3 protein-coding genes, 1 tRNA gene and 2 rRNA genes (1 of these 6 running past the window's edge) are annotated in these 13078 nt (G+C 65.8%); 1 reads left to right on the forward strand and 5 read right to left on the reverse strand.

What is annotated here, in order from left to right; genetic code table 11:
* Positions 1 to 227 precede the first annotated feature (227 nt).
* A complete protein-coding gene (locus OG568_RS16175; RefSeq protein WP_329532091.1) occupies positions 228 to 5723 on the reverse strand; it encodes a HAMP domain-containing protein in 5496 nt (1831 codons plus the stop codon).
* A gap of 443 nt (positions 5724 to 6166) precedes the next feature.
* Here OG568_RS16175 and OG568_RS16180 point away from each other — a divergent pair, with 443 nt between their 5' ends.
* A complete protein-coding gene (locus OG568_RS16180; protein ID WP_266586415.1) occupies positions 6167 to 8914 on the forward strand; it encodes a SpoIIE family protein phosphatase in 2748 nt (915 codons plus the stop codon).
* 92 nt (positions 8915 to 9006) lie between these two features.
* Here the strand turns inward: OG568_RS16180 and OG568_RS16185 are convergent.
* The 4 genes from OG568_RS16185 to OG568_RS16200 all read right to left on the reverse strand — a co-directional run.
* Positions 9007 to 9079, reverse strand: a tRNA-Thr gene (locus tag OG568_RS16185).
* A gap of 84 nt (positions 9080 to 9163) precedes the next feature.
* A complete protein-coding gene (locus OG568_RS16190) occupies positions 9164 to 9826 on the reverse strand; it encodes a DegT/DnrJ/EryC1/StrS family aminotransferase (protein ID WP_266431890.1) in 663 nt (220 codons plus the stop codon).
* A 114-nt stretch (positions 9827 to 9940) separates the two neighbouring features.
* Positions 9941 to 10057 (reverse strand): 5S ribosomal RNA (gene rrf / locus OG568_RS16195).
* 95 nt (positions 10058 to 10152) lie between these two features.
* Positions 10153 to 13078 (reverse strand): 23S ribosomal RNA (locus tag OG568_RS16200); it runs 197 nt beyond the window's last position.

Consider the following 13078-nt stretch of genomic DNA (forward strand, 5'->3'; position numbering starts at 1 on the left):
TGCCGGTCATGGTAGCCGCACCCCGCCTGTCGCCACACCCTGTCACCGCGATGTCACTGTGCACGTAGCAGAAACGTAGCGGGAGACCAGAAGGTTCCCCGAATCCCGCGCTTCTACACGGCTTCGGCCACAGTCAGTTATACGACGTCGGGCGCCCCGCACCGCCGCCGCGGCGCGCACAGCCGGACTTCCCGGCCGTCCACAGCGCCCCTCGGCACCCATCCCTCTCACTCCTCGCGCATCCACTGCTCCATCACGGAGAGCAGATGATCGGGATCGACCGGCTTGGTGACGTAGTCGGACGCCCCGGACTCGATGGCCTTCTCCCGGTCGCCCTTCATCGCCTTCGCCGTGAGCGCGATGATCGGCAGTCCGGCGAACTGCGGCATCCGGCGAATCGCCGTCGTCGTGGCATAGCCGTCCATCTCGGGCATCATGATGTCCATCAGAACGACCGTCACGTCGTCGTGCTGCTCCAGCACCTCGATGCCCTCACGGCCGTTCTCCGCGTACAGCACCGACAGGCCATGCTGCTCCAGGACGCTGGTGAGCGCGAACACGTTGCGGATGTCGTCGTCGACGATCAGCACCTTCTCGCCCTCGAACCGGATGCCTCGACGCGGCTGCGCCGCCGCCTCCTGCCGGCCCCCGGCCGCCCACTGGTCCTGAGACGCGCCCACGGCCCCGTTCGGCCCCGGCAGCCCCGGGCGCTGCTCGGTCGCGGGCAGCGCCCTGCGGCGCCGCCTGAAGAGCGCGGCAGGCCCGTTCTGCGTCTCCTGGTACGACTTCACCTCGGCCGGCGTCTCGATGCCGACCCCGGACAGCTCCGCCTCGGAGGCGAGCAGTTCCCCGGCCTCCAGGGCGGGCGCGAGCTGCCCGTAGCCCTGCGGGGGCAGTTCGCTCGGGTGCAGCGGCAAATACAGCGTGAACGTCGAACCGCGTCCCGGCTCACTCTGAGCGTAGATCTCACCGCCCAGCAGACGGGCGATCTCCCTCGAGATGGACAGCCCCAGACCCGTACCGCCGTACTTCCTGCTCGTCGTGCCGTCCGCCTGCTTGAAGGCCTCGAAAATCACCCGCATCTTGCTGGCGGCGATCCCGATGCCGGTGTCGGTCACCGAGAACGCGATCAGACCGGCGTCCGCGTCCCGCAGCGAACCCGCTTCCAGGAGCTGCTCCCGGATCGCCAGCGGGACGTCCGCGCCGGCGGGCCGGATCACCAATTCGACCGCTCCGGAGTCGGTGAACTTCACCGCGTTGGAGAGCAGGTTGCGCAGTACCTGAAGGAGCCGCTGCTCGTCGGTGTGCAGCGTCGCGGGCAGTTCCGGCGACACCCGGACGGAGAAGTCGAGCCCCTTCTCCGCGGTCAGCGGACGGAAAGTGGCCTCTACGTAGTCGACGAGTTGGACCAGCGCGATACGGGTCGGCGACACGTCCATCTTGCCCGCCTCGACCTTCGACAGATCGAGGATGTCGTTGATCAGCTGAAGCAGGTCGGAACCCGCTCCATGGATCGTTTCCGCGAACTCGACCTGCTTCGGAGTCAGGTTCGACTCGGCGTTGTCGGCGAGCAACTTCGCGAGGATCAGCAGGGAGTTGAGCGGCGTCCGCAACTCGTGCGACATGTTCGCCAGGAACTCGCTCTTGTACCGCATGGAGACCGCGAGCTGCTCGGCACGCTCCTCCAGAACCTGCCGCGCCTCCTCGATCTCGGTGTTCTTGACCTCGATGTCACGGTTCTGCTGAGCGAGCTGTTCGGCCTTCTCCTCCAGCTGGGCGTTGGACTCCTGGAGTGCCTTCTGACGGCTCTCCAACTCGGCCGATCGCTCCTGGAGTTGCTCGGTCAGCTCCTGCGACTGCTTCAGCAGCACCTCCGTCTTGGTGTTGACGGAGATCGTGTTGACGCTCGTCGCGATCATCTCGGCGATCTGGTTCAGGAAGTCCTTCTGGATCTGCGTGAACGGCGTGAAGGACGCCAGCTCGATCACACCCAGCACGGTCCCCTCGAAGAGCACCGGAAGCACGATCACCTGCGCCGGGGGCGCCTCGCCGAGCCCGGACGAGATCTTCAGGTAGCCGCTCGGCGCGTTCTCCACCAGGATCGTGCGCTTCTCCTGGGCGGCCGTCCCGATCAGCGCCTCACCGGGCCGGAACGACGTCGGCATGGAGCCCATCGAGTAGCCGTACGAGCCGAGCATGCGCAGCTCGTACGCGTCCTCGTCGTTGCCGGCCTCCTTGCCGTCGACCAGCGGCATGGAGAGGAAGAACGCACCGTGCTGCGCCGAGACCACCGGCGTCAGCTCACTCATGATCAGCGAGGCCACGTCGTCGAGGTCGCGGCGCCCCTGCATCAGCGCGGAGATACGGGCGAGGTTGCCCTTGAGCCAGTCCTGCTCCTTGTTGGCGATGGTGGTGTCGCGCAGGTTGGCGATCATCTTGTTGATGTAGTCCTGAAGTTCCTGGATCTCGCCCGAGGCGTCCACATCGATCTTCAGGTTCAGGTCGCCGCGGGTCACCGCGGTCGCCACGCGCGCGATGGCACGCACCTGCCGGGTCAGGTTCCCAGCCATCTCGTTCACCGACTCGGTGAGGTCGCGCCAGGTGCCGTCGACGTCACGCACGCGTGCCTGGCCGCCCAGTTGCCCCTCGGTACCCACCTCGCGGGCGACTCGGGTGACCTCCTCGGCGAAGGACGACAGCTGGTCGACCATCGTGTTGATGGTGGTCTTCAGCTCCAGGATCTCGCCGCGCGCATCGATGTCGATCTTCTTGGTGAGGTCGCCCTTGGCGATGGCCGTCGTCACCATCGCGATGTTGCGCACCTGGCCGGTCAGGTTGGACGCCATCCCGTTCACGGACTCGGTGAGGTCCTTCCACGTACCGGCGACACCCGGGACGTGCGCCTGCCCGCCGAGGATGCCGTCCGTACCCACCTCGCGGGCCACCTTGGTGACCTGGTCGGCGAACGAACTCAGCGTCTTCACCATGGTGTTGAAGGTGTCGGCGAGCTGCGCGACCTCGCCGCGCGCCTCGATCGTCACCGTACGGGTCAGATCGCCGTTGGCGACGGCCGCGGCGACCTGGGAGATGTTGCGCACCTGCACGGTCAGGTTGTTGGCCATCAGGTTGACGTTGTCGGTGAGGTCCTTCCAGATGCCCGTGACGCCCGACGCGTGCGCCTGGCCGCCCAGAATGCCCTCGGTACCCACCTCCCGGGCCACCCGGGTCACCTGCTCGGCGAAGGACGACAGCTGGTCCACCATCGTGTTCACGGTGGTGACGAGTTCGAGGATCTCGCCCTTGGCGTCGACGGTGATCTTCTTCGACAGGTCGCCCATGGCGACCGCCGTCGTGACCTCGGCGATGTTACGGACCTGGATGGTCAGGTTGTTCGCCATGAAGTTCACGGACTGCGTGAGGTCCTTCCAGGTGCCGGAGACACCCTGCACCTCGGCCTGACCACCGAGCATGCCCTCCGTACCCACCTCACGGGCCACCCGCGTCACCTGCTCGGCGAAGTTCGAGAGCTGGTCCACCATCGTGTTGAGGGTGTTCTTCAGCTCCAGGATCTCGCCACGCGCGTCCACGTCGATCTTCTGCGACAGGTCACCCCGCGCCACCGCGGTGGCGACCTGCGCGATGTTGCGCACCTGGGCGGTGAGGTTGCCCGCCATGCCGTTCACGGAGTCCGTCAGGTCGCGCCACACACCGGCGACGCCGGGCACCTGCGCCTGCCCGCCGAGGCGGCCCTCCGTGCCCACCTCACGGGCCACCCGCGTCACCTGGTCCGCGAAGGCGGAGAGCTGGTCGACCATCGTGTTGATGGTGTTCTTCAACTCCAGGATCTCGCCACGCGCGTCCACGTCGATCTTCTGCGACAGATCACCCCGCGCCACCGCCGTCGTGACCTGGGCGATCTGCCGTACCTGCGAGGTGAGGTTCCCCGCCATGAAGTTGACGGAGTCGGTGAGTTCCTTCCACGTACCGGACACGCCGTCGACGCGGGCCTGACCGCCGAGGCGGCCCTCCGTGCCCACGTCCCGGGCCATCCGGGTCACCTGGTCGGCGAAGGACGACAGCTGGTCCACCATCGTGTTCACGGTGTTCTTCAGCTGGAGCATCTCGCCGGAGACGTCGACCGTGACCTTCTGCGACAGATCGCCGTTCGCCACCGCCGTCGTCACCTGCGCGATGTTGCGGACCTGACCCGTCAGGTTCCGGAACGCCGTGTTGACGGAGTCGGTGAGGTCCTTCCACGTACCGGCCACACCGGGCACCTGCGCCTGGCCGCCCAGTTCACCCTCGACACCGACCTCGCGCGCCACGCGCGTGACCTCGACACCGAACGAGGACAGCTGGTCGACCATCGTGTTGACGGTGTTCTTCAGCTCCAGCATCTCGCCGGCGACCTCGACGCTGACCTTCTGGGAGAGATCACCGTTGGCCACGGCCGTCGTCACCGCGGCGATGTCCCGCACCTGGATCGTGAGGTTCCTGAAGACCGTGTTGACGGAGTCCGTCAGGTCCTTCCAGGTCCCCGCGGCCCCCGGCACGTTCGCCTGCCCGCCGAGCCGCCCCTCGCCACCGACCTCGTTGGCCACGCGTGTGACCTCGTCCGCGAACGTCCGCAGCGTCTCGGTCATCTGGTTGATCGTCTCGGCGAGCTGCGCGACCTCACCGCGTGCGGAAACCGTCACCTTCTGCGACAGGTCACCGCTCGCGACGGCCGTCGTCACCTGAGCGATCCCACGCACCTGGGCCGTGAGGTTGCCGGCCATCAGGTTCACCGAATCGGTGAGGTCCTTCCACACGCCGGCCACACCGGGCACCTGCGCCTGGCCGCCGAGCTCACCCTCGGTGCCCACCTCACGGGCGACTCGCGTCACCTCGGAGGAGAACGACGACAGCTGGTCCACCATCGTGTTGACGGTGTTCTTCAGCTCCAGCATCTCGCCGGCCACATGCACCGTGACCTTCCGCGACAGGTCGCCCTTGGCGACCGCCGTCGTCACGAGAGCGATGTCACGTACCTGAGCCGTCAGCCGGTACGCCATGGTGTTGACCGAATCCGTGAGGTCCTTCCACGAACCGGACATTCCACGCACCCGGGCCTGCCCACCCAGCTTGCCCTCGGTGCCCACCTCGCTGGCCACCCGCGTGACCTCGTCGGTGAACGTCGACAGCTGGTCGACCAGGTTGTTGACCGTCCGTCCGACCTTCAGGAACTCTCCGCGCAGCGGATGCCCGTTGCCGTCCGCCGCCTGCGCCCGCAGCTCCATACGCGGCGACAGATCACCGTCCGCCACCGCGGACAGCACCCGGCCGACCTCGGAGACCGGTCGCACGAGGTCGTCGACGAGCGCGTTCGACGCGTCGATCGCCGCACCCCAGGAACCCTCGCAGGCGCCCGACTCCAGCCGCTCCGTGAGCTTTCCCTCACGCCCGACCACGCGCCGCACCCGCGACAGCTCACCCGTCAGATGCAGATTCCGGTCGGCCACCTCATTGAAGACAGCCGCGATCTCCGACATCACGCCATCGCCGGAGACCGTGAGGCGCTTGCGGAAATTGCCGTCCCGCATCGACACCAGCGCGGCCAGCAGCCTGTTCAGGGCAGCCGTGTCCACCTCGGTGGTGCCATTGCGTGGTGTGCGCCGGTTGTTCAGGGACTGTCCGTCTTCTGCGCGCGTCTTACTGCCCCGCGTCGCTGCGCCAGACTCCACTGTGTCCCTCCCGCAAGGGTCGACCATTACTGCTCGGCGTACTCGGGTACTGCTCGCTCGTGTACTTCTGCTCGTGCTCAGGTACTACTTGCTCGTGCTCAGGTGCCGCTTGCTCTGCGACCCGGCAGGCACTCGGCCCGACCGACGTTCTCACTGGAGCTTGCCCAGTGTTTCACCCCGGCTGAACCAGGCCATAACAGTTCGGCAGCTTCGCACATCGTCCGCACACCGCCCGGAGGCGGGCACAGCCTCGTCAGGACGGAATCACAGGCACCTGTCCGAACGGAAACTCTGCCCCTCTCCCGACGGAAACACTGGTGACCGGCATCCGCAGGGACGGCGAAGGTAAGTAACCTTGCATGCGGCTGTCCAGCCAAACCGGTTTGTCCGGCCTGGGCGGTGGCACGAGAACGAGCGGGCAGGCATCGGAGGGGCACCGCACCATGACCACCGGACTGCATTCTGGGGAACAGCCCCAGGATCCTCGGCCGACGGGGAACCAGGCACTGCCCCGGCAGGAGCGGGTGGGCCTCGGAGCCCCGCACGCCGACAACCGGACAAGGAGTTCTGTGATCACCGCGCGCGCGGCCGCCAGTTTCGATCCCGTCGGGCGATCGGTGGCGACCGCCAGATCCTTCGTCCGCGACACCCTCCAGGGCTGGGGCTTCGCCGACATCGTCGACGACGCGGTGGTCCTGACCAGCGAACTCGTCACCAACGCTGTCGTACATGCGGGCACCTCCGCGGACGTCCTGTGTCTGCGCAGCGACGAAGGCGTACGCATCGAGGTGGCGGACCGCTACCCGGAACGTGAAATTCCACTCCAGGTGACGGCTGTGAACATGGGCAGCCCCGACCGCGAGGGCGGGCGCGGGCTCCAGTTGTGCGCGGCCCTCGCCGGCCGCTGGGGCGTCGACTACTCCCCCACGCACAAGCAGGTCTGGTTCCACATCGACCTGCCCGAGCGCCCGGTCGGCACCCGCACCGCGGGACCTGCCCTCCCCGCCCACCTCCTGCCGCTCGCCGACGCCCGCGTCCGCGTCGCGGTGGTCCAGATCGACCGCGCCGGCGCCATCTCGGCCTGGAACGAGGACGCGGAAGACCTCTTCGGGTACGCCGGCGAGCAGGTCATCGGCAAGCCCCTCACCGACCTCGCCGCCTGGCCGCACACCCCGGGCACCAGCACGGGCATCGTCGAGGCCCTCCAACTCTCGCGCTGGGAGGGCAGTTACGGAATCCGCGGCGCGAGCGGCCGCGTGACCCCGGTCTACGCCTCCCACCTCCGCGTCCGCGACACCGGCGGCGAACCCTCCACGGTCTGCCTCCTCGTACGCGACCACGAACGGGCGGTCCTGCAGACCCCGTTGCGGGCCTCGGCCACCGACACGACGACCAGCTCCGAGGGCCAGGCCACGGACCCCTTCGAGGTCTTCATCGGCTCCCCCGCCCCGGACGACCTGGACGGCCTCCTCCAGCGCACGGTGGAGCGCGCCCGCGACATGCTCGACGGCGACTCCGCCTTCCTGCTCCTCGCGACCGACGACGAGACCGAGTTGGAGGTACGCGCCTCGACGGGCCTGCCCTCCGCCCGCCAGCGCTTCGCCCGCGTCCCCGTCGAGGCGGGCCCCGGCCGCTACGGCTCGGCCCGCATGCCCGCCGTCCACGAGGACCTGACGGTCGTCCCCGGCGCCGTACCTCTGCTGGCCGGCACCGGCATGCGCTCGGTCGTCACGGTCCCGCTGAAGGTCGAGGGCCGCCTCACCGGCTCCCTCGGTGTCGCGGCCGAAGGACCCGCCCGCTACTCCAACGAGGAGGCCCTGCGCCTCCAGTTCGCCGCCGACCGCATCGCGCTCGCGGTGGAATCGGCCCGTCTGGGCGAGCTGGAACGCCTGCGCCGCGGCTCACTGAGCTTCCTCGTCGAGGCCTCCGACCTCCTCGCCGGCACCCTGGACCGAGACCAGACCCTCGCCCTCATGGCCCAGATGACGGTCCCGACCCTCGCCACCTGGTGCGCCGTCTACACGATCGCCGACCAGGCCTCGGACCCGTACCTCTCGTATGTCCTGCACGAGGACGAGGAGCGCATCGACGGCCTCAAGGCCCTCCTCTCGAAGATCGCCCCGCCGGACCCGGTCCCCACCCCCGGCGCCCGTATCTGGGCGGCCCCCGGCGAAGCGGCCCACCAGGCGGCCCTGCGCACCTCCATGCGCAGCCTGGGCCTAGGCGAGCCCGCCTCGGTCACCTCCGGCATCGGTACGACCCTGGCGACGGCCGCGGCGGTCGGCGGCGAGACCGTCGTCCTGCCCCTGGTGGCCCGCAACCGCGTCATCGGCATGCTGACGCTCGGCAAGCCCTCCGACGAACACTTCCGCCAGGAAATCGTGGAACTGGCCGAGGACCTGTCCCGCAGGGCCGCCCTGGCCCTCGACAACGCCCGCCTGTACTCGGAGCGCACGGCCATCAGCCAGTCCCTCCAGCGCAGCCTCCTGCCGCCCGACCTCCCGCAGATCGAGGGCGTCGAGGTCGAGGTCATCTATCGCGCGGCCGGCGAGGGCAACGAGGTCGGCGGCGACTTCTACGACCTCTTCCCCATCCGCGACGGCGTCTACGGCTTCGCCATCGGCGACGTCTGCGGTACGGGCCCGGAGGCGGCGGCGGTCACGGGCCTCGCCCGGCACGCCCTGCGCCTCCTGGCCCGCGAGGGCTTCGGCGGCCCGGCGGTCCTGGAGCGCCTGAACTCCGCGATCCTGGACGAGGGCGCCCGCAGCCGCTTCCTGACCCTGCTCTACGGCGAGTTGTGGCCCCAGGAGGACGGCAGCGCCATGCTGAAGGTGGTCTGCGCGGGCCACCCGCTCCCGCTCCGCCTGCGCCAGGACGGCACCGTGGAGGCGGCCGCCGAACCGCAGCCCCTCCTGGGCGTCATGGAGGACCTGGAGCTGTACGAGCAGACCGTCACCCTCGACCCCGGCGACGTGCTGCTGTGCGTGACGGACGGCGTCACCGAACGCCGCGAGGGCACCCGCATGTTGGGGGACGACGGCCTCACGGACGTCCTCACCACCTGTACGGGCCTCACGGCGGGGGCGGTGGCCGCCCGCATCATGCGCGCGGTCGAGCGCTTCGCCTCCGACGCCCCGTCCGACGACATGGCGATTCTGGCGATGCGGGTGCCGGGTCTGCAGCGGGACTGAGGTCGGGCTCGACTCCGGGGACATGGCTCCGGAGTCGACGCCGGGATACGACAAAGGCCCCCGCCCGTAAGGGCGGAGGCCTTTTCTGTCTGAGCCCCCCAACGGAATCGAACCGTTGACCTTCTCCTTACCATGGAGACGCTCTGCCGACTGAGCTAGGGGGGCCTGTCGCCTTTTCGAGGTTTCCCTCGTGGCAACGGAATAGATCATACCCCGAACAGGAGCGTGCTCCCAACCAGTCCCGCTGGATCAGAACGCGGGCTGCAGCAATCCTCCGAGCGCATTGCACGCGGAGACGATCCGCTGCATCTCCCGCTTCGTCAACGACGCGTCCACGGGCAGCGCCAGGGTCTCGTCGGCGGCCCGCTCCGTCTCCGGGAGGTGCACGTCCCGACGGAACCCGGGCAGCCGGTGCACGGGCGTCTTCACCGGCACCCTGCACTCAACTCCCTTGGCCCGTATGGCCCGCGCGAAGGCGTCCCGGTCCGGTCGCCCATTGCCGGGCACACGCACGACGTACTGCTGATACGTGTGCCCGTCGCCACCATCGGGCGTGCGCACTCCGCTCAGCCGCCCGTCAAGATAGGCCGCCCGTTCCCTGCGCTGCGCGATCTCGTCGAACGGCGCCTCGGACTCGCCCAGTTCCAGCACCAGGAGCCCGTGCCGCTGCCCGACGTCCCGCAGTCGCGCCATGTCGGCCGACCGACCGAAGCGGTGTACGACGACGACGGCCGTCGACCGCGGGGTCACGGCCGCCTCGACAGCACCGGCGTCGAGGCAGTACGTCACCGGGTCTATGTCGGCGAAGACGGCCGACGCACCGACCTGGGTCGCGGCCTCCGCGACCTCGACGTTCCCGAACGCCGGCACGATGACCTCGTCGCCGACTCCGACACCCGCGGCCCTGAGCATTGCAGCAGTACCCATGCCGCGGATGTTTGTCGCGCAAAGTGAACGCAAAGTGTCGGACAACAAAAAAGAGCTGGTCCCCGAACCGAAGTTCGGGGACCAGCTCTTTTAATATGAGTTCGGCGGCGTCCTACTCTCCCACAGGGTCCCCCCTGCAGTACCATCGGCGCTGTGAGGCTTAGCTTCCGGGTTCGGAATGTAACCGGGCGTTTCCCTCACGCTATGACCACCGAAACACTATGAAACTTTTCAAACTACCGCACCATTGCCGTGGCCCGACAACGGGGTTGTTCGTGGTTTCAGAACCAACACAGTGGACGCGAGCAACTGAGGACAAGCCCTCGGCCTATTAGTACCGGTCACCTCCAGCGGTTACCCGCCTTCCAGATCCGGCCTATCAACCCAGTCGTCTACTGGGAGCCTTAACCCCTCAAGGGGGTGGGAATACTCATCTCGAAGCAGGCTTCCCGCTTAGATGCTTTCAGCGGTTATCCCTCCCGAACGTAGCCAACCAGCCATGCCCTTGGCAGGACAACTGGCACACCAGAGGTTCGTCCGTCCCGGTCCTCTCGTACTAGGGACAGCCCTTCTCAATATTCCTACGCGCACAGCGGATAGGGACCGAACTGTCTCACGACGTTCTAAACCCAGCTCGCGTACCGCTTTAATGGGCGAACAGCCCAACCCTTGGGACCGACTCCAGCCCCAGGATGCGACGAGCCGACATCGAGGTGCCAAACCATCCCGTCGATATGGACTCTTGGGGAAGATCAGCCTGTTATCCCCGGGGTACCTTTTATCCGTTGAGCGACGGCGCTTCCACAAGCCACCGCCGGATCACTAGTCCCGACTTTCGTCCCTGCTCGACCCGTCGGTCTCACAGTCAAGCTCCCTTGTGCACTTACACTCAACACCTGATTACCAACCAGGCTGAGGGAACCTTTGGGCGCCTCCGTTACTCTTTAGGAGGCAACCGCCCCAGTTAAACTACCCATCAGACACTGTCCCTGATCCGGATCACGGACCCAGGTTAGACATCCAGCACGACCAGAGTGGTATTTCAACGACGACTCCACACGGGCTGGCGCCCGCACTTCACAGTCTCCCACCTATCCTACACAAGCCGAACCGAACACCAATATCAAACTGTAGTAAAGGTCCCGGGGTCTTTCCGTCCTGCTGCGCGAAACGAGCATCTTTACTCGTAGTGCAATTTCACCGGGCCTATGGTTGAGACAGTCGAGAAGTCGTTACGCCATTCGTGCAGGTCGGAACTTACCCGACAAGGAATTTCGCTACCTTAGGATGGTTATAGTTACCACCGCCGTTTACTGGCGCTTAAGTTCTCAGCTTCGCCACCCCGAAGAGTGACTAACCGGTCCCCTTAACGTTCCAGCACCGGGCAGGCGTCAGTCCGTATACATCGCCTTACGGCTTCGCACGGACCTGTGTTTTTAGTAAACAGTCGCTTCTCGCTGGTCTCTGCGGCCACCCCCAGCTCACGGAGTAAATCCGATCACCGGTGATGGCCCCCCTTCTCCCGAAGTTACGGGGGCATTTTGCCGAGTTCCTTAACCATAGTTCACCCGAACGCCTCGGTATTCTCTACCTGACCACCTGAGTCGGTTTAGGGTACGGGCCGCCATGAAACTCGCTAGAGGCTTTTCTCGACAGCATAGGATCATCCACTTCACCACAATCGGCTCGGCATCAGGTCTCAGCCTTAATGTGTGACGGATTTACCTATCACACGGCCTACACCCTTACCCCGGGACAACCACCGCCCGGGATGGACTACCTTCCTGCGTCACCCCATCACTCACCTACTACAGGTCTGGACCGTCGGCTCCACCACTCCCCTTTGCCCGAAGGCTCCGGGGCGGCTTCACGGACTTAGCATCGCCTGGTTCGATGTTTGACGCTTCACAGCGGGTACCGGAATATCAACCGGTTATCCATCGACTACGCCTGTCGGCCTCGCCTTAGGTCCCGACTTACCCTGGGCAGATCAGCTTGACCCAGGAACCCTTAGTCAATCGGCGCACACGTTTCTCACGTGTGTATCGCTACTCATGCCTGCATTCTCACTCGTGAACCGTCCACCACTGCCTTCCGGCGCGGCTTCACCCGGCACACGACGCTCCCCTACCCATCACAGCCTCCGTTGGGAGTATTGCTGCAATGACACGACTTCGGCGGTACGCTTGAGCCCCGCTACATTGTCGGCGCGGAATCACTAGACCAGTGAGCTATTACGCACTCTTTCAAGGGTGGCTGCTTCTAAGCCAACCTCCTGGTTGTCTCTGCGACTCCACATCCTTTCCCACTTAGCGTACGCTTAGGGGCCTTAGTCGATGCTCTGGGCTGTTTCCCTCTCGACCATGGAGCTTATCCCCCACAGTCTCACTGCCGCGCTCTCACTTACCGGCATTCGGAGTTTGGCTAAGGTCAGTAACCCGGTAGGGCCCATCGCCTATCCAGTGCTCTACCTCCGGCAAGAAACACACGACGCTGCACCTAAATGCATTTCGGGGAGAACCAGCTATCACGGAGTTTGATTGGCCTTTCACCCCTAACCACAGGTCATCCCCCAGGTTTTCAACCCTGGTGGGTTCGGTCCTCCACGACCTCTTACAGCCGCTTCAACCTGCCCATGGCTAGATCACTCCGCTTCGGGTCTTGAGCGCGCTACTAAATCGCCCTATTCGGACTCGCTTTCGCTACGGCTTCCCCACACGGGTTAACCTCGCAACACACCGCAAACTCGCAGGCTCATTCTTCAAAAGGCACGCAGTCACGACGCACTGAGTAAACTCAATGCGCGACGCTCCCACGGCTTGTAGGCACACGGTTTCAGGTACTATTTCACTCCGCTCCCGCGGTACTTTTCACCATTCCCTCACGGTACTATCCGCTATCGGTCACCAGGGAATATTTAGGCTTAGCGGGTGGTCCCGCCAGATTCACACGGGATTTCTCGGGCCCCGTGCTACTTGGGTGTTTCTCAAACGAGCCGTTGACGTTTCGACTACGGGGGTCTTACCCTCTACGCCGGACCTTTCGCATGTCCTTCGCCTACATCAACGGTTTCTGACTCGTCTCACGGCCGGCAGACCGTGAAAGAGAAATCCCACAACCCCACATACGCAACCCCTGCCGGGTCTCACACGCATATGGTTTGGCCTCATCCAGTTTCGCTCGCCACTACTCCCGGAATCACGGTTGTTTTCTCTTCCTGCGGGTACTGAGATGTTT

The organism is Streptomyces sp. NBC_01450 (genome assembly GCF_036227505.1).
Taxonomy (GTDB): domain Bacteria; phylum Actinomycetota; class Actinomycetes; order Streptomycetales; family Streptomycetaceae; genus Streptomyces.

What these genes read in the sequence shown, in the direction of transcription:
- OG568_RS16180 (WP_266586415.1), top strand. Translation starts at nt 6,167, where the DNA reads ATGACCACCGGACTGCATTCTGGGGAACAGCCCCAGGATCCTCGGCCG.
- OG568_RS16190 (WP_266431890.1), bottom strand. Translation starts at nt 9,826, where the DNA reads ATGCTCAGGGCCGCGGGTGTCGGAGTCGGCGACGAGGTCATCGTGCCG.